Source organism: Dermatophilaceae bacterium Sec6.4 (genome assembly GCA_039636865.1).
Classification (GTDB): domain Bacteria; phylum Actinomycetota; class Actinomycetes; order Actinomycetales; family Dermatophilaceae; genus Allobranchiibius.
In genome coordinates this window covers 387,419-404,302 of the sequence record CP144172.1, presented here as the reverse complement: position 1 = coordinate 404,302, position 16,884 = coordinate 387,419, and the positions used below count along the sequence as shown (strand labels likewise).

The 16,884-nt window shown below is 67.4% G+C and carries 19 protein-coding genes; 10 read left to right on the top strand and 9 right to left on the bottom strand.

Annotated elements, in window-relative coordinates; genetic code table 11:
* Positions 1-8: 8 nt before the first annotated feature.
* The 4 genes from V3G39_02045 to V3G39_02030 are packed head-to-tail and all read right to left on the bottom strand — an operon-like array spanning position 9 to position 4,081.
* The gene (locus tag V3G39_02045) at positions 9-881 is read right to left on the bottom strand and encodes a galactosyltransferase-related protein (protein XAS76842.1); all 873 of its coding nucleotides are present in this window, start codon (positions 879-881) and stop codon (positions 9-11) included.
* Positions 878-1,879 carry a glycosyltransferase gene (locus V3G39_02040; GenBank protein ID XAS76841.1) on the bottom strand — a complete coding sequence of 334 codons (1,002 nt, stop codon included), beginning with the start codon at positions 1,877-1,879 and terminating at the stop codon, positions 878-880. Before V3G39_02040 ends, V3G39_02045 begins: the two co-directional genes overlap by 4 nt.
* Entirely contained in the window at positions 1,876-2,925 is a 1,050-nt protein-coding gene (locus tag V3G39_02035; protein ID XAS76840.1) for a hypothetical protein, read from the bottom strand. Before V3G39_02035 ends, V3G39_02040 begins: the two co-directional genes overlap by 4 nt.
* Complete coding sequence (locus tag V3G39_02030) at positions 2,915-4,081, bottom strand: glycosyltransferase family 4 protein (protein XAS76839.1); 1,167 nt, start codon at positions 4,079-4,081, stop codon at positions 2,915-2,917. The genes V3G39_02035 and V3G39_02030 overlap by 11 nt, the downstream gene beginning before the upstream one ends.
* 42 nt (positions 4,082-4,123) lie before the next feature.
* On the opposite strand from V3G39_02030, the gene V3G39_02025 reads away from it, so the two are divergent.
* The 3 genes from V3G39_02025 to V3G39_02015 are packed head-to-tail and all read left to right on the top strand — an operon-like array spanning position 4,124 to position 7,306.
* Positions 4,124-5,152 carry a hypothetical protein gene (locus V3G39_02025; GenBank protein XAS76838.1) on the top strand — a complete coding sequence of 343 codons (1,029 nt, stop codon included), beginning with the start codon at positions 4,124-4,126 and terminating at the stop codon, positions 5,150-5,152.
* The gene (locus V3G39_02020; GenBank protein XAS76837.1) at positions 5,149-6,366 is read left to right on the top strand and encodes a glycosyltransferase; all 1,218 of its coding nucleotides are present in this window, start codon (positions 5,149-5,151) and stop codon (positions 6,364-6,366) included. The genes V3G39_02025 and V3G39_02020 overlap by 4 nt, the downstream gene beginning before the upstream one ends.
* The gene (locus V3G39_02015; GenBank protein XAS76836.1) at positions 6,359-7,306 is read left to right on the top strand and encodes a WcbI family polysaccharide biosynthesis putative acetyltransferase; all 948 of its coding nucleotides are present in this window, start codon (positions 6,359-6,361) and stop codon (positions 7,304-7,306) included. The genes V3G39_02020 and V3G39_02015 overlap by 8 nt, the downstream gene beginning before the upstream one ends.
* A gap of 2 nt (positions 7,307-7,308) precedes the next feature.
* On the opposite strand, the gene V3G39_02010 is transcribed toward V3G39_02015, so the two are convergent.
* A complete protein-coding gene (locus V3G39_02010) occupies positions 7,309-7,746 on the bottom strand; it encodes an SRPBCC family protein (GenBank protein XAS76835.1) in 438 nt (145 codons plus the stop codon).
* A 149-nt stretch (positions 7,747-7,895) separates the two neighbouring features.
* Here V3G39_02010 and V3G39_02005 point away from each other — a divergent pair, with 149 nt between their 5' ends.
* Genes V3G39_02005 through V3G39_01980 form a run of 6 tightly spaced genes read left to right on the top strand, consistent with a single transcriptional unit; the run spans position 7,896 to position 13,508 of the window.
* Positions 7,896-8,120, top strand: coding sequence for a hypothetical protein (locus tag V3G39_02005; GenBank protein XAS76834.1), 225 nt, complete (start codon positions 7,896-7,898; stop codon positions 8,118-8,120).
* Positions 8,087-8,341 (top strand): hypothetical protein, encoded by a 255-nt coding sequence (locus V3G39_02000; GenBank protein ID XAS76833.1) that lies wholly within the window; start codon positions 8,087-8,089, stop codon positions 8,339-8,341. Before V3G39_02005 ends, V3G39_02000 begins: the two co-directional genes overlap by 34 nt.
* A complete protein-coding gene (locus V3G39_01995; GenBank protein ID XAS76832.1) occupies positions 8,328-10,451 on the top strand; it encodes a catalase in 2,124 nt (707 codons plus the stop codon). Before V3G39_02000 ends, V3G39_01995 begins: the two co-directional genes overlap by 14 nt.
* Positions 10,451-11,515 (top strand): acyl-CoA dehydrogenase, encoded by a 1,065-nt coding sequence (locus V3G39_01990; protein XAS76831.1) that lies wholly within the window; start codon positions 10,451-10,453, stop codon positions 11,513-11,515. Before V3G39_01995 ends, V3G39_01990 begins: the two co-directional genes overlap by 1 nt.
* Positions 11,512-12,840: a bifunctional PIG-L family deacetylase/class I SAM-dependent methyltransferase gene (locus V3G39_01985; GenBank protein XAS76830.1), complete on the top strand. Its 1,329-nt coding sequence runs from the start codon at positions 11,512-11,514 to the stop codon at positions 12,838-12,840. The genes V3G39_01990 and V3G39_01985 overlap by 4 nt, the downstream gene beginning before the upstream one ends.
* Positions 12,831-13,508 carry a glycosyltransferase gene (locus V3G39_01980; GenBank protein ID XAS76829.1) on the top strand — a complete coding sequence of 226 codons (678 nt, stop codon included), beginning with the start codon at positions 12,831-12,833 and terminating at the stop codon, positions 13,506-13,508. The genes V3G39_01985 and V3G39_01980 overlap by 10 nt, the downstream gene beginning before the upstream one ends.
* Positions 13,509-13,513: 5 nt before the next feature.
* On the opposite strand, the gene V3G39_01975 is transcribed toward V3G39_01980, so the two are convergent.
* A complete protein-coding gene (locus tag V3G39_01975; protein XAS76828.1) occupies positions 13,514-13,891 on the bottom strand; it encodes a hypothetical protein in 378 nt (125 codons plus the stop codon).
* A 211-nt stretch (positions 13,892-14,102) separates the two neighbouring features.
* Between V3G39_01975 and V3G39_01970 the strand changes: the two genes are divergently transcribed.
* Positions 14,103-14,315, top strand: coding sequence for a DUF3072 domain-containing protein (locus tag V3G39_01970; GenBank protein XAS78158.1), 213 nt, complete (start codon positions 14,103-14,105; stop codon positions 14,313-14,315).
* A gap of 31 nt (positions 14,316-14,346) precedes the next feature.
* On the opposite strand, the gene V3G39_01965 is transcribed toward V3G39_01970, so the two are convergent.
* The 3 genes from V3G39_01965 to V3G39_01955 are packed head-to-tail and all read right to left on the bottom strand — an operon-like array spanning position 14,347 to position 16,828.
* The gene (locus tag V3G39_01965) at positions 14,347-15,078 is read right to left on the bottom strand and encodes an amino acid ABC transporter ATP-binding protein (protein ID XAS76827.1); all 732 of its coding nucleotides are present in this window, start codon (positions 15,076-15,078) and stop codon (positions 14,347-14,349) included.
* Positions 15,075-15,968 (bottom strand): amino acid ABC transporter permease, encoded by an 894-nt coding sequence (locus V3G39_01960; GenBank protein ID XAS76826.1) that lies wholly within the window; start codon positions 15,966-15,968, stop codon positions 15,075-15,077. The genes V3G39_01965 and V3G39_01960 overlap by 4 nt, the downstream gene beginning before the upstream one ends.
* A complete protein-coding gene (locus V3G39_01955) occupies positions 15,932-16,828 on the bottom strand; it encodes an ABC transporter substrate-binding protein (GenBank protein ID XAS76825.1) in 897 nt (298 codons plus the stop codon). Before V3G39_01955 ends, V3G39_01960 begins: the two co-directional genes overlap by 37 nt.
* Between the last annotated feature and the right edge of the window lie 56 nt (positions 16,829-16,884).

The following is a 16,884-nucleotide window of genomic DNA, read 5'->3' as shown; positions in this document are numbered from 1 at the left end:
CTCATCCTCTAGTGCGGTGACGCGTTGGGTGTGACTTCCCAGTTGCCGGTGTGCGGGTCGCGGCCGGCCAGGCCGCGGGCCTGGAATTCCGCCAGCCATCCCAGCATCGGGTATTCGCCCCACCGGCGGTGGAAGAGATTGGCGTTGCGCACGATATCGGTGAGGTGCTGCACCGGCGGGGAGCTGGTCGGGTGGTACTGGTGGTAAGCCGTGGCACCGCCGACCCAGGTCATCACACCCCCAGCCGCGTCGGCAGTGCGCGCGAAGTCGGTGTCCTCTGCCCCGTACCCGACGTAGTTCTCGCAGAATCCGCCGAGCTGTCGCCAGTGCAATGCACTGATCGCGAAGGACAGCGACCAGAACAACTCCAGCCTCGGCTCGCGAATGAGCTCGCCCCGGGCCGGAGCGGGGCGGGCCGGGTGCGGATGGGAGGCGAGCAGGTCGCCGTCGTCGTATCCAGGGCGACCCGTCGTCAGCGGCGGTAGGTAGTGCACCGGCCCGCACCACAACTGCGGCTCGTTCGCCACAGCACCGGTGACCTGCGCGTATCGCTGTACGAGGTCGATACCAGGCAGGCAGTCCACGTCCAAAAAGATCAACGTGTCCGCTCCGTGTTCGAGTGCAATCTGAGCGCCCAGGTTGCGTGCTGCCGCGAGTGGGAGGGCTGCTGGGTCGGCCGCCAGATCGATCACGTCAACACCTGGGTGATCGGCCAGCAGAGGACGGATCGACTCATCTCCCATGGCCACGACCACGTGGTGATCCGGCCGGCTGCTGCCGCGGTCAACGTGGCGCACCTGCTCGGTCAGATGAGCATGCCGACCGTGCGCAATAGTGATCAGGGCAGTGGTGATCGGTGCAGTGGTGATCGGTGCAGTCACTGCCGCGCCAGCCGGTCCAGCTCGGCGGCGAAACGGGGCGCTGCGGCCCGATCGTTCCATGATCCCCACCGCGAACCGCCGCGTTCGAGCGCCTGATCCAGCAACGAGGGCCACTCCGTCACGGGCGGCCACCCATTGCAGGTCACCGCGATACCGCCGCGGTCCAGGGCCTGCGCGGTGGCGCGTTGCTCACCGTGCGGGCGATCCTGGGCGACGACCACGGCCGGTCGGCGCAAGGCGGCAACCTCGGCCACGGCGTTCTGACCGGCGTGCGTGACCACGACCTGCGACCGGGCCAGCAGGTCTGGCAACGGTTCGCGCGATGGGCCGAAATCGGCACCGCAGAAGGTCCAGGTCCATGTCGGGGTGGCCTCTGCGATGGCCTCGGCGTCGCGCACGGACAACCCGCTGCCGCCGGAGCCGAGCAGGCAGGTGACCGACCGGGGTAGGACGCCGGTGGGGGTCGGCGCGGGCCGCGCAGCGATCTCGTCGAAGCGTGAGAACGCACCGCTGTGAAAGGTTTTCGCGGTCCACCGATCCGGCCACCCGGGTTCGGCCAGGTCCGCCGGCCAGGGTGCCAGCAGCCTCGTGGCGAGGTCGTAGGCCAGTTCGTGCCCAGCGTCCCGGCGGTCACCACGCATCGCGACGACGGCTACCGGTACACCAAGGGTCCGCGCGAGGACGGCGACCTCGACGGACACATCCACCACCATCAGGTGCGGCCGGGCCGTGCCGAGCCACGCTGCAATGGCAACCATCCGGGCACGGTACCCCTCGTGGTTCAGCGGAGCCCAGTGCAGTCGGCCGTGCGCGTCGATATCGGCGTTCGGCAATGGTGCGGGACGGTCATCGTGATCCAGCCCGACCCAGTGACCCGGCCAGTCGTTCGGTGCCGCAAGCGAACTGAGGCCGGTAACGGGTGTCTGAAGATGCGCGGCGACGGTCTGCAGCCGTTGCAGGTGGCCGGCCCCCTGGTGGTGCACGTAGTACCCGATCATCGAAGCACGGCGCGGTAGAGCTGGGCATGGGTGGCTGCGACACCGAGTTGTTCGACATGTCGTTGCTCCCTGCGGGTCGCGAGTTCGGCCTCGGGTACGACCGTGGTGGCTGTGATGTCGTGCAGGGTGCGGTGGACCGTTTCCGAGTCGGCGTTCAGCGGCAGCATGATGACCGGGTGCTGGTCGCCGTAGTACCCGACCGGCGGTGCGACGACATCCGTTCCCACATCCCAGCAGGACTCGACCCACCCCGAGTGCGTTCCCCAGCGGTATGGCAGTAACAGCGCGTCCAGACCGGACACGAATTTCCAGAGATCCCGCTCGTCGCACCAGCCCGGCACGACCTGGACCTCCCACCGACCGTCCCGTGCACCCGCAGCCACCCGAGGTGGGATCTGCTGGTGCGATGACACGCGCACGACGGCGCTCCAGGTGGGGGGAAGGCCGCTCAGTACGTCCAGGCCGCCTTCCGCGTCGATATTCTGCCTCGGTGAGCGCAGGTTGAGGCCGATCAACGGGTGTTCTGCGCAACGCGCACGGTGTCTGGAACCAACGAGGTCCAGGTCGAACTGGTGAGGGTGCGAAATGACGTGTGGTGTCACTCCATATCGTGAACCGACTTCTTTCGCGGCGCCATCGGTCAGCGTGATGACCTCGGCAGCCGCGCCGGTCAGAATGCCCAATGACTCGTGATGCAGGTGCTGATCGCGCAGGTGCGGGTTGTCCAGGTCATGCACGGTCACGACGAGTGGCACTCGTGCGACGGCCAGCGCACGCGTCCATTCGCGCAGCTGATCAGGTGACCGGTGCTCGAAGCCGAAATGCAGGTGAACAACGTCGACCTCCTCGGAATGCGCATGCACCCATGAGGGTTCCAGCGCGGGTGAGGGCCTCCAGGGATCACCGTAGGAGACGTTGCCCACCGGGTCGGGCGCGTGCACGATGCCGTCGGCACCGGCCAGGCAACGGTCCACATACGGATGGCGACCCGGGACGGTCGCAACACGGACGGTGGCACTACGGACGGTGTCGCGGTCAGGGGCCAACGGCCCGATCCAACCCGGGCTCGGTCAGCGTTGCGTAAAGGTCGACATATGCGGCCGTCATTCGGTCGAGCGAGAAATGCTGCTCGGCGAACTGCCGCACCCGCGCACGCGAGATACCGGCAGCGGCAACCGCAGCGTGACCCATCGCGAGAGTGTCCCCGGACGGCACCAGTGTCCCCACCTCGGGTGAGGACAGGATGTCGGGGATGCCGCCCCTACCGAAGGCGACCACCGGGGTCCCGCACGCAAGCGCTTCGATGACGACCAACCCGAACGGTTCGTCCCAGGTAGGGGTCACGAGCACGGCCCGCGCCGTGCGCACCTGCTCCACCTGGGCTGCGCCCGCCAGATGACCGAGGTAGCGCACCCCCGGTCCCAGTCGTGGTCGCACCTCGGCGCGAAAATAGGCCGGGTCGCTGATCGGTCCTGCGAAGTCGAGGTCGTACCCCGCATGTCGCGCGGCATCGATCGCCAGGTGGGGCGCCTTCTCGGGGGTGATGCGACCGGACCACCACAGGTGGTCGCCCCCAGGTCCCGGTCGCCACCAGTCCAGGTCGACGCCGTTGTGGATGACGGTCGCAGGCTGCGGTAGTGCCGTCCATGACCGGGCAGTGAAACCGCTGACGGCCGTGAACGACCCGACCGGTCCCCGGGAAGCGCTGATGGCCGACTCCAGCCACGGCGTCGGAGGGGTGTGCAGGGTGGTGAGCATCGGCACCTCGCAGGTGCTGGCGAGCGATACCGGCAGATAGTGCAACGAATGGTTGTGGATGACGTCGAAATGGTGGTGGCCGATCTGCGCGAGTCGGTGCATGACCTGCAGGTAGTCGTGGTGCTCGGCCATGAACTCCGCAGCCGGCATCGACTGGTCGCGCGATGCCAGATCGCTGGGCGCCCAACGACCCCCGCCGATTTCCCACTGTGGATCGACACCGTCCGATCCCTCGCGTGCAATCAGAGTGACGTCGTGGCCGTCAGCTTCCAGGCGGGTGCGCAGGTCCCACACCAGTGATTCCAGTCCGCCGGCGAATGGGGGGCTGATGCAGTGGCGTGACGGAGCGATCATCGCGATCCGCTGATGGTCGCGGTGCCCTCGGGACCGTTTTCGGTGCTCACGTCTCCCGAGCGACGTGGGGACCTGCTGCAGATGAGACACGCTCACCTCCTTCGACTCGCAAACTGGCTTAGCGTTGATGCAATGAGGGACCTTACGTTGGCGCTGGCCGGGCCACCCCGACACGGGGTGCGGCTGCACGCTGAAGCCCTGTTAAGTCATACCCCCCGGGCCGTCTCGGTAAACATCGTCGACGGACAGCTACCCGAGTTGACCACCTCGCGGGTGCACCTGCACTTCACCGACGCACTCTTCGGATCAAACGCCGTCGAGGCTGCCGAACGCGTCCGCCACATCCTGCAGGGCCGGGCGATGACGGTGACCCTGCACGACCTCCCGCAGGCTTCCGACGGGCCGGGTATGCAGCGCAGGCAAGCGGGGTACGCCCGGGTGGCGTCGCTGGCGTGCGGCATCCAGGTCAGCAGCGCGCACGAGCGCGAGCTACTACAGCAGACCTGGCGGGCCGCAGGAGTCGGCGCCCTGCCCCCGGTGGCGGTGGTGCCGTTGCCGGTCGATCGGCCGGCGCGGTGGGCGACCCGGGCGGAGGCCCGCGACGCTGGTAGAGCCCGCGGCACTCCTGACGTCGTCGTGCTCGGCTTCGTCTATCCCGGAAAGGGCCATGAGCAGACTCTGCTGGCAATGCGCGCGCTGCCGCCGTCGATACCGCTGATCGCAGTCGGTGCTGCATCCAGTGGGCACGATGATCTGCTGACGCAGCTCGAGCGCGACGCCGCCGGTCAGGGGCGACGCTTCGAGTGCACCGGGTACGTCTCGGATGCGGAGTTGGAAAAATGGGCCAGGCGGGCGGTGGTGCCGGTATGCGCGCATACCCATATCTCGGCGTCCGGGTCCATCAACCGCTGGATCAGTAGTGGCCGCCGCCCGATCGTGACCCCGGGACGGTACGTCGCAGAGTTGGCGCAGCGGGCACCCTGGGCAGTGACGGTGGCACCGGATCTGCCGGCGGCTATCGCGGCAGCCCTGGGTGACCCGGCCTCGACCTGGATCACCGAGGCGCAGTGGGATGACGCAGCCTTGCCGGACACCCGACGCGCTGCTGCCCTGCAGCTCGCCGCCATTGACGCGCTCGGCCCGATAGTGAGCCCGGCATGAGCGCTATCGGGGTTGTCGTCCCTTACTTCGAGGACGAACGGCGGCTGTCGTGGGTGCTGCTTGCCCTTGCCACGCAGACCTGCGTAATGGCCGACCTGCACGTTGTCGTTGCGGATGACGGCTCGGCCCATGCCCCGGCGCTGCCCGAGCTGCCCTACCGCATCGACCTGGTGCGACAGGAGGACCTCGGCTTCCGCGCCGCCGCTGCACGAAATCTAGGTGCTGCGCACGTAGATGGTGATCTCGTCGTGTTTCTCGACGGCGACACGATTCCCTCGCCCGACTACCTGACGGCCATGGCGACTGCCTACGAGCAGGTCGGACCCGGCTTTCTCGGCGTCGGTAGGCGCCTGCACGCGGACTTCGAGGGATGCAGCGCCGCGCAGGTGTCGACGTGGGTGCGCGAGGGGCCGCCCGCTGCCCGCGTGCTGCCGGCGCCGTGGTGGCTCGCCGACGGTTACCGACGCACCGACGATCTGAGGGAGGCAGGCGATGAGGATTTCCGGCTGGTGATCTCTGCCGTGCTCGCCCTGGATCGCGAACTCTTGGCCCGCTCCGGCGGTTTCGACGAGAGTATGACCGGCTACGGCGGTGAGGACTGGGAGCTGGCCTGGCGGTGCCGGTTACTCGGAGCCCGGATGCGATATGTGCCGGCCGCGCTCGCCTGGCACGACGGGCCGGAGGCCGTGGCCCGGACCGGCGACCGCAGCGCGTCGCGCGCCGTCAAGGACGCCGAATCCCTCGCCCTCGCCGAGCGCATCACCCTCCCGAGTGTGCGCGGCCGGGGACTGATCTGGGAGCTGCCCGACATCGTCGTGCGGGTGCACGGGCAGCACAACGATGCGCAGGTGTTCGCGACGGCGCTCGCACTGCTGCGCCGCAGCGACGTCGGGGTATGGTGGGTCGATCACGCCGCGGTTCCGGCCGCGTTGACCGCCGACCCACGGGTGCATGTCGGGTCGCCGCCGAGCCGGGTGAGCGGGCGCGGGCGGTACCAGGTCGACGTGTGGGCGCCGCTGCAACTGTCCTGCCCGCTCATCGACGCCTGCGCCGCGGGTGAGATCCACGTGGCGGGGATACTGCAGATACGAAGCACCCGGCAGCTGGCCCTCGGCCTACCCGCACCCGCGCCGACTCCAGCCCCCGGTTGGGTGCACGAGCTGCCGGACGAAGGACTCGAGCAGATGATGGGAAAGGCGGCACGCGATGGATGACACCTCGACGGACGACACCGCAGCGCAACCGGTCGATCAGGGCCGACGTGAGCACTACGGGCAGTTCTACGGCCTGCACGCCGCCGAGCAGCCCGATCTTCCGTTGCTGATCGTCTACGGAAATTGTCAGGCTGAAGCCACCCGCATCCTGCTCGACAGTGCCGCAGACCAGCGGTGGCGCACCGTTCGGATGCCCCCGGTGCATGAGCTCGAAGCCGCCGATCTGCCCTACCTTCGCGCGGTGCTTGCGGACACGACCTACCTGGTCGCGCAACCGGTCGTCGACGAGTATCGGGACCTGCCACTGGGCACCCGCGAGATCGCTGACCTGCTGCCTGAGAAAGCGGTGATCGCCCGATTTCCCTCGCTCCGATGGGCGGCACTCTTCCCGACCCAGGTCATCGTGCGGGTGCCGGGCGTGGGAGATCCACCGGTCGTGCCGCATCACGATCTGAGGGTGCTGCTGGCGGCAGCCAACGGTGTGCGTCCCTCGTTCGACCCTGTCCACCCCGACGGGGTGCGCGCGGTACGCGACGACTCGGCGGCCCAACTGCGCGCCCGACAGGAGCGGCACGGCACCGTCGACGCCGCGACCATCCTGGAAAGGGCCGGCGCCGACACCGGCTGGGTGATCAACCACCCGCACAACTACGTGCTGCGCGAAGTGGCGCAGGCGATCCTGGCGGCTCTCGGCCTCCGCGGCGTCGTCGTCGACCCCGGGCGGGTGCTGCTGGGTGACCTACGAGCTCCGGTGTATCCCAAGACTCTGCAAGCCCTGGGGATCGAGGGCACGCCCCGCGCGCAGTGGTCGGTGCGCGGTGAGCAGGTCAGCGAGCAGGACATCGCCGAAGAGCAGCTGCGCTGGTATGCCGAGCATCCCGAGGCGGTCACGCTGGGTCTGCAGCGGCACGCCGAACTGGTGCGAGTCCTTCGGCTCTGAGCTCAACTGGCCAGGGCGTTCAGGGCGTCGGTGAGCATCTTCTCGGTGTCATTGCCCAGCTTCTCCAGGCCCAGCTTCGCGACGGGTGCGGCCAGTTTCGCTGCACCCTGCAGGTCCATGTCCGCGTGGTAACGCACCTGGCTGCCGGTGCCGGCCGGGGTGACGTCGATGGTGTCGGTCATCGTGACCGTGTCGTTCTTACCGACGAACACGATGCGGTCCGAGGTGAGTTCGGTGAGGGTGTAGGTCAACTCGGTGGTGTTCCCCGCGAGCTTCGACTCGTTGTGCCAGGTCGTGCCGACCTCGACCGGGCCGGTACCGTTCTGAAGGCATTTTTCGGTGCCCGGATCCCACTCCTGCGCGTTGCTGAAGTCCTTGAGGTAGTTCAGCACTGTCTCGGGCGGCGGTGTCACGGTGAACGTACGTTCTGCGGCGGGCATGGTCGCTCCTGTCGGTGATGGGTTCTGTTCCCTGTCCAGTACCCCGGCGAGGGGGGTTCCCAACCCCCCTGTGGTCGATGCAATGTGTGATCGACCGGCTGAGTGGGTAAAGCCACGATGTGACCAACCCGGTGTCGAGCGACCGACAGGTGAGAGATCGTCGTCCGGCACCACGGGTCGTCGGGGTACTTGCCGCACTCGTGTACCGCGCCTCGGACGCCGTGGCCGGAGTTCTGCTGATCGCGTTGGCGGCGCTGTGCCGGCGGGGTCTGCGCGGCCTCTCCGTCCGGCAGGACAGCCGCCCGGCAATGGGGTGGGTACTGATCGGGGTGTCACGGGTGTGCTGCGTCAGCTTCTGGTCGGTTACACCGTGAGCGGACTGGTCGGACTGCGTGGGCTGGCCGACCTCGCATTGCTACTCGTGGGTGCCGATGTCGCTCTCGTGGAGCGGGTCCGCATCGTGGTGGTGTCGTTGTGGACAGCGGCCCTGCCCTGGACCGGCCAGGTGCGCGCGTCAGCGGAACGTGATTCGCTGAGAACAGATGTGCTGAGTACGACGGGACACTACGGAGGTAACGAACATGACAAATTCTGAGGCCAATGACTTGGCGAACCAGCAAGGACCGGAAACGGTCACACCGACCGGCGCCGCGACGGGTCTCGACGGCTCGGTCATGGGCCAACAGGGGGAGTTCCTCACCACCGCACACGGCGCACGGCTGCGCGATACCGACCATTCGCTGCGGGCGGGCACGCGCGGTCCGACACTGCTGCAGGACCACCACCTGCGGGAGAAGATCAGCCACTTCGACCACGAGCGCATCCCCGAGCGGGTGGTGCACGCCAGAGGCGCAGCCGCACACGGCAGCTTCGTCGCCAACGGTGCCGCAGGGTCGATCTGCCGCGCGGAGTTCTTGAAGAAGGATGTCGAAACCCCTGTCTTCGTGAGGTTCTCGACCGTTTTGGGGTCGCGCGGCTCGGCCGACCTGGCACGCGATACCCGCGGCTTCGCCACCAGGTTCTACACGCAGCAGGGCAACTACGACCTGGTCGGCAACAACATGCCGGTCTTCTTCATCCAGGACGGCATCAAGTTCCCCGACATCGTGCACGCAGCCAAGCCGCATCCTGACCGGGAGATCCCGCAGGCGCAGAGCGCGCACGACACCTTCTGGGATTTCGTCTCGCTGCACACCGAGGCCCAGGCCCACACCATGTGGAACATGAGTGACCGCGGAGTGCCTCGTTCGCTGCGGACAATGGAAGGTTTCGGGGTTCACACCTTCCGCTTGATGGATGACGAGGGCGCCACCCACCTGGTCAAGTTCCACTGGAAGCCGCGCCAGGGTGTGCACTCGGTGACATGGGAGGAGGCCCTCATCACCAACGGTGTCGACCCGGACTTCCACCGGCGCGACCTTTCCGACGCGATCGAGGCCGGTGCGCACCCGCAGTGGGATCTGGGCGTGCAGGTGATGCCCGATGACAACGACTCGATGTTTGAGGGCATCGACTTGCTGGACCCGACCAAGTTCGTACCGGAGGAGTTGGCGCCGGTCCAGTTGCTCGGCACCATGACGTTGAATGCGAACCCGGTCAATTATTTCGCTGAGACCGAACAGGTGGCCTTCAACCCCTCCAACCTGGTCGACGGGATCGACGTCACCAACGACCCGCTGCTGCAGGCCCGGTTGTTCTCCTACCTGGACACCCAGATAACCCGCCTCGGTGGGCCGAACTGGAACCAGATCCCGATCAACCGCACCCATGCGCCGGTCAACGACAACCTGCGCGACGGCTTCCACCAGGGCGCCGTACACACCGGGATTGCGCCGTACCGCAGGAATTCGCTCGGAGGTGGCTGCCCGGTGATGGCGGGCGACGGTGACGGGGCGTACGTCGACATACCGGTAACCGTCGACCAGTCTCGCAAAGTACGCGAGCACCCGGCCACCTTCGACGACCACTTCTCCCAGGCCGGCCTCTTCTACCGTTCGATGAGCCCGGTCGAGCAGGACCACATCATCGCTGCCTACACGTTCGAGTTGTCCAAGTGCCTGCAGCAGCAGGTCCGCGCCCGTCAGCTGCAGGCGCTCGCGAACATCGACTCCGGTCTGTGCGAAAAGGTGGCGCAGGGCCTGGGCGAGTCCGCGCCGAAGGCGGATGTCGATGTCGCACAGGCCGAGCCGAGTGCGGCCCTGACACAGGTGGGCGGTTCGTGGCCGGTCGCCGGGCGTCAGGTCGGCATCGTCATCGGCGCAGACCCCGACGTGAAGCAGGTGAAGGCCTTGCAGGCATTGCTGGACGGGCAGGGCGTCGTGGCAATGATCGTTGCTCCACACGGCGGGAAGGTCGCGGGTTTCGCAGTGCAGGAGGTCTACGCGGCAGCCGCATCGGTCCAGTTCGACGCGCTTGTCGTCGTGAGTGCGACACCTCCCGGGCCGGACGCGAAGGTGCATGCTGACGCGAAGGCCGGTGCCGCCGACAGCGACAGCACCGACCCGAGGGTCGTCAAGCTGCTGCAGGAGGCCTGGCGGCACAGCAAGGCGGTCGGCGGTATCGGTGCCGATCAGGCGCTCGCGGCTGCCGGTGTGCCCGCCGACGGGCTCGGAGTGAGCGTCGGCGACGCTGCCCAGGTCGGGCAGGACGTCCTCACCCTGCTGGCCGGGCACCGCAGTTGGGACCGGTTCGAGACCGGGGTCTGATGAGCGACACGTCCTGGACCGAGACGGTCGGTGCGGGTCAGCTGTGCGACCCGCAGCAGCAGATTGCGCTGGGCCTGCCCCGAAAGGTCCCGCAGCGGCGGGTCGACTTCGCGCTGGAACTCGCGGCGAGCCTTTCCGGGAGGCTGCCGATGCCCGGCGGCGGTCAGACCCTGGTGCTGTGGGACGTGCTGTCCAGGGTCGCGGCGTACGACCTGACCGTCGCGCGAACCCTCGAACCGCATGTCGACGCCCTGGCGATCCTGTCTGAGGCGCGGCTGGCCCGGACCGGGCTGGACCTGTCGGAGATCGGCGCTGACGGGCGATCGACCTGGGGAGTATTCGCTGCTGAGGGTCCGGACGGGCGGCTGACGGCCCGGGAAATTGCGGGCGAATGGGTGCTGGACGGGGTCAAGCCGTGGTGCTCGTTGGCGGGGCGTCTCTCGCACGCGCTCGTGACTGCCTGGACGTCGGAGACGACCCGCCAGCTCTTCGCGGTCGCTCTCGGGCCCGACGTGGTCCCTCGAACTGATGCCTGGGCCAGTCGCGGCCTGATCGAAATCCCCTCAGCTCCGGCCGAGTTCAAAGGTGTGAGGGCGGCGCCGGTCGGCGGTGAGGGGTGGTATCTGGTGCGTCCCGGTTTCTGGTGGGGCGGTATCGGTGTCGCGGCCTGCTGGTACGGCGGGGTGGCCGGCGTGGCGAGACGCCTCGCGCCGAAGCCGGGCAGTAGGCGCGCACCGGACCAGATCGCCCACCTGCAGCTCGGCCAAGCGGACACCCTCCTGTATGCCGTGCGGGCGGCTCTCGGCGAGGCCGCTTCGTGTGTTGACGACGCAGGGCAGGATCACGGCGAGGTGCTCGCGCGACGAGCTCGCGCGCTGACCCGTAGCACCGTGGACGAGGTACTCGCCATCACTGCCCGTGCCTGTGGGCCGGCGCCGCTCACCTTGGAAGAAGAGCACTCCCGTCGGGTCGCGGACCTGTCGGTCTACGTGCGCCAGGACCATGGCGAGCGGGACCTCGCGGCTCTCGGCGCCGCGCTCATGGCATCCGGTCCGGGGTCGTGACGGCGCCCTTCGACCACCTCGACGACGGGTATCCCGAGCAGTCGTGGGCGGCCGATCACCGCTGGTCGCAACTGCCGCGGCTGCGTATCGAGGCGGGCCGGGGCCTGCGCAAACTGGTCCTGTTGGCGGCGCACCCCGACGACGAGACCCTGGGGGCCGGGGGTTTGCTGCAGACCTGTGCCGCCGCAGGCATCCCGGTCGAGGTGATCATCGCCTCCGATGGTGAGGCGTCCCATCCGCATTCGCCGACCCACAGCCGGGCCGATCTGGCGCAGCTGCGCCGAGCGGAGGTGACGGCTGCAGTCGCAGCACTCGCCCCCGATGCAACGCAGCTCCACCTGGGACTGCCCGATGGCGAACTCGCATCCTGCGTGCAGCAGCTGTCGACGGTCGTTCGCCATGCGGTCGCCGATCTGGGAGTAGGGGTGATCCTCGCCGCACCGTGGCGCCTCGACGGGCATCCTGACCATGACGCGCTCGGTGCGCTCGCTGCCACCGTCGCGGCGCAGACCGGTGCCCTCCTGCTGGAGTACCCGATCTGGTGGTGGCACGCAGGGACGCCGGAGGACACTCCGTGGAGCCAACTCACGGTGCTCGATCTGAGCGAGGCGGCGCACGCTGCCAAGCAGGCTGCGCTCGCGACCCACGTCACCCAGGTACGGCCGCTGTCGGATGCGCCCGGTGACGAGGTGCTGCTGAACGCTGGGATGCTCGCTCATTTCGACCGCCCGTTCGAGACCTTCCTCGACACGGCCGAGCGCGCTCGGATGGACGTCTTCGAGCGGCTGTATGCGGGGCACGTCGACCCCTGGGGGGTGCGGGGCAGCGTTTACGAGCGTCGTAAACGTGACCTGACGCTCGCCATGTTGCCGCTGCCGCGTTTTAGGCGCGCGTATGAGCCCGGCTGCTCGATCGGCGAGCTGAGCGCGGCGCTGGCACCACGGTGCGATGCGCTCGTGGTGCAGGACCTGAGTGAGACCGCAGTGCAGGCCGCCCGGGTCCGCCTGGCGCAGTGGCCGCAGGTGCAGGCCCTGCACGGGAGCATGCCGCAGGACTGGCCGGACGGGGACTTCGACCTGATCGTGCTGTCCGAGGTCGGGTACTTCTTGTCGAGCGGCGCATTGGACGATGTGCTGCATCGTGCCCGGACCAGCCTGAGTGCGGGCGGCTATGTGCTGCTGTGTCATTGGGCGCACCCGATCGACGGGTGGGAGTTGGACGGACCTGCGGTGCATGCGCGTGCTGCCGAACGCCTGGACCTGCCGCTGCACGGTCGGCATACCGACGTGGATGTGCTTCTTGAGGTATTCGGACCGTGCCCGTGATCACCCGGGTCGGCGTGGTCGTACCCGCCCGCGACGAATCCCGTCTGCTGCCGCGCTGCCTGTCCGCGTTGGCGGTGGCCGGCGATCACCTGCGCGCGGCGAGTCCGGGCATCGAGTTGCAGATCGTGGTGGTGCTCGATTCCTGCACCGATGACAGTGCCGAGATCGTGCGCCGCCATCCGGGGGTCGCGGCGACCGCGACGACCGTCGGCATCGTCGGCGCGGCCCGGCAGGTCGGGGTGGACCATTTGGCCCGCACGTTGGACCCGGACTGGTTCGCAGTCACTGATGCGGACTCTGCGGTACCGGGCGACTGGCTACAGCGTCAGGTCCAGATCGGGTCCGATGGGGCCGACCTCGTCCTGGGCACGGTGATACCGGACGGAAAGGAGATCTCACCGGGCCGGCTGACCCGCTGGGAGCAGGCACACAGCAATGCGGACGGGCACGGACACGTGTATGGAGCAAATCTCGGCTTCAGCAGACGTGCACTGGAGGTGACCGGCGGGTTCCGAGCCCTTGCGGTACATGAGGACGTGGATCTGGCCGACCGGGTAAAGGCTGCAGGGTTGCAGTGGGTTGCCACCGCCGGTCTACCGGTGCTGACTTCCGCGCGCATGGTGGGGCGTACCCCGGACGGCTTCGCCGGATATCTACGCGCGAACTAGAGCGGTCAGGAGTACCGGGGTCGTGCTTTCGCCTCGGGGTCCAGATGCGCGGGAAACCCCGGCTCTGGTGTGGGTCCGAAGAGCGGCTTGTTCATCCCGTCGACGAAGGCGAACTCGTTGTTCGGGTGGACGGCCAGGATCTCAGCCAGGCTGCGCATCTCCACGGGAGGCCCGGCCAGCCCTTCCGCGTCCAGGCGCTCGACGAGGAGTTCTTCGACCTTGTCCGGGGTCCAGCCCTGCGAATCGTGCGCGACACTCTGGATGATCGCTGCCCACCGCTGGACGCCATCCGGACCGATCCGCTCAGCGAACTGGTTGCTGACGGTGATCTGTCCCGGCGGCAGGGAGGGCTCTTCGGTCGAGGCGGGCGTCGTGTCCGACACGAGGTATCTCCGATTCTTGAGGGCGTGACGCGCTGTGCGCACATCCGGCTCCGAGGGACGAGCTGTCGAATACCAACTCTGCACTCCATCGTGCCATCCGCTGGATCGTCGCCACGCGACGACCTCGGCGAATGTCAGCGCGAGCGCCTACTGTGGACATATGAGCGAACTATCTGACAAGGCCGCACCTGAGCAGAACACCTCCGAAGACATGATCGGTGCGAGCACTCCCCAGCAGCCCGAGGGCCTGGAGCGCGATCCGAGCGACTGGGTTACCGGTGACGAGCCCATGACCGCTGCCCAGCGCAGTTACCTCGATACCCTCGCCAAAGAATCGGGCGAGCAGCTACCGGCCGACCTCACCAAGGCGCAGGCTTCCGAGCACATCGACCGGCTACAGGACAAGAGTCCGCGAGTGAAGTGAGTCGGGCTGCGCCCTTCAGTGCAGGATGCGGTCAGTGCAGGATGCGCGACAGGAAACGCTGGGTGCGCTCGTGCGTGGGGTGATCGAGCACCCCCTCGGCACTGCCTCGTTCGAGGATGGTCCCACCGGACAGGAAGCACACGTGATCGGCCACCGAGCGGGCGAAGCCCATCTCGTGGTTGTTGAGGATCATGGTGACGCCGTCGTTCTTCAACTCTCCGAGGAGGTCAAGCACCTCGCCGACGAGTTCGGGGTCCAGGGCCGAGGTGACCTCGTCCAGCAGCAGCAGCTTCGGATCTGACACCAGCGCTCGCGCGATGGCTACGCGCTGCTGCTGACCGCCGGACAGGTCATCGGGTCGAGCCTGCGCCTTGCCTTCCAGGCCGACCTTGCGTAGCGCGTCCATCGCGCGTTCACGTGCCTTGCCGCGTCCAGTGCCGTGCACCCGGCGCGGTGCCAGGGTGATGTTGTCGATCACGCTCATGTGTGGGAACAGGTTGTAGGACTGGAACACCACGCCCATCCGGGCGCGAATCTTGTCGCCGTTGACCCGCGGGTCGGTGATGTCCTGACCCTCGAGCAGCACCACGCCGTCGTCGACCTGCTCCAGCAGGCTCACGCACCGCAGCAGAGTGGACTTACCCGAACCGGAGGCGCCGATCAGTACGACGCACTGGCCCTGCTGCACGTCGAAAGAGACGTCGTGCAGCACCAGGTTGTCAGCGAAGGACTTCCGTAGATTCTGCACCGACAGCAGCGTCATATCAGCCCACCGACTCCCTGGAAACCCTGCTTTTTGGCGTACCAGTCGGTCAGTCGGGTCATCGGGATGGTGAGCAGCAGGAACAACGCCCCCGCGATGACGTAGGGCGTGAAGTTGAAGTCGATCGATTCCTGGATCTTGGCGTTCAGCAGCGCGTCCTGCACGGTACCGACCACGAACAGCAGCGAGGTGTCCTTCTGGAGGGAGATCAGGTCGTTCATCAACGCCGGCAGAACTCGGCGGATGCCTTGAGGCAACACGACCGACTGCATCGTCTTGACATGGCTGAGCCCGAGAGCGCGGGCTGCCAGACGCTGGGAGGGATGCACCGATTCGATGCCCGCGCGCAGTACTTCGGAGACATAGGCGGAGTAGGACATGACCAGCGCGAGGCCGCCCCAGAAGAGTCCGCTGGTGGGCAGGCCCTGTAACTGCAGCGACGGCATCCCGAATCCCAGCAGCAGGATCAGCAGGATCTGGGGTAGTCCGCGCAGCACGTCTGTGTAGAAGGTCGCGGCCAGCCGCAGCGGGAAGAACACCGGTCCGCGCAAGGTCCGCAGGAGGGCCAGAATCGTGGAGGCGATCGCGATGATCACTCCGCAGACGACCATGATCTCGATATTGACGACCAGGCCGCTCAGCACGGGGCGGAAGGAAGACTTGGCTTTCGACCACGAGAAGTAGGTCTGGCTGAAGGCTGGCCAACCAGCGCTCGTCGTGATGGCGGGGATGACGACGGCGAGGACGACGATGGTCGCAACGCCGGCAATCAGGTAGGAACGCCGTCGCCGTGATTCGCGGTAGGCATCCCGTTCCTGCTGCAGCTTCGAGGGCTGCCAGTCCGCGGTCTCCGTCACGACAATTTCGGGGCGCCCTGGCCGGTCAGCCACTGCTCGGACAGCTTGGTCAGCGTGCCGTCCGCTCGCAGCGCGTCCACGGCCTTGCTGATGCACGGGGTCAGGCTGGAACCCTTCGCCAGTACCGCGCCGAACTGCTCGGGTTTTCCGGTCGCTGATGGCAGCTGGCCGACGATCACGCCGTTGTCCAACTGGGCGCTGGTGACATAGAAAGCGGTCGGTAGGTCCACGACCAGACCATCGATCTGCTTGCTCTTCAACGCCTGGACGGCGAGGTCATTGCTGTCGTAGACGGCCGGTTTGTTGGACGGCTTGATCTGATCGGTGATGGCCGTGTAGGAGGTGGTGCCGACCTGGGCGCCGAGCTTGGCACCCTTGAGTTCCGCGATGGTCTTGGCGCCGGCGATCTTGCTCCCCTTGTAGGTCACGACGGCCTGGGTGACGTCGTAGTAGCCGCTGGAGAAATCGACGGCCTTCGCGCGCGCCGGGCTGATCGAAACCTGGTTCAGGTCGAAGTCGAACTTCTTCGGGCCGGGGGTGATCGCGTTGGTGAACGGCACCCGGATCCAGCTCACAGCAGATGCTGCGTAACCCAGGTTCTTGGCGATCGCGAACCCGACGGCCGATTCATACCCTTTCCCGTCCTCGGGCTTGTTGTTGTCGAACCACGGTCCGTAGGCCGGGTTGTCGGTGCCGATCGTCAGCTTGCCCTTGCTGGCCGTGGCCATCGAAGCCGGCGAGCAGGACGCGGCGGAGGAGGATCCGGACCCGCTGGCGCTGCTCGAGGTGGCTGCAGCCGCATCCTTCTTCGGTGCACCGCACCCGGCGACGCCTCCCGTCAGGACCAGGCCGGTGGCGACTACGAGTAGGGGGAATCGTCGAATCGTGCGCATGAACCGGAAGGCTACTGGGCTGCAGTGCAGGAAGGCAGAGGGCGGGCTGAATCTGA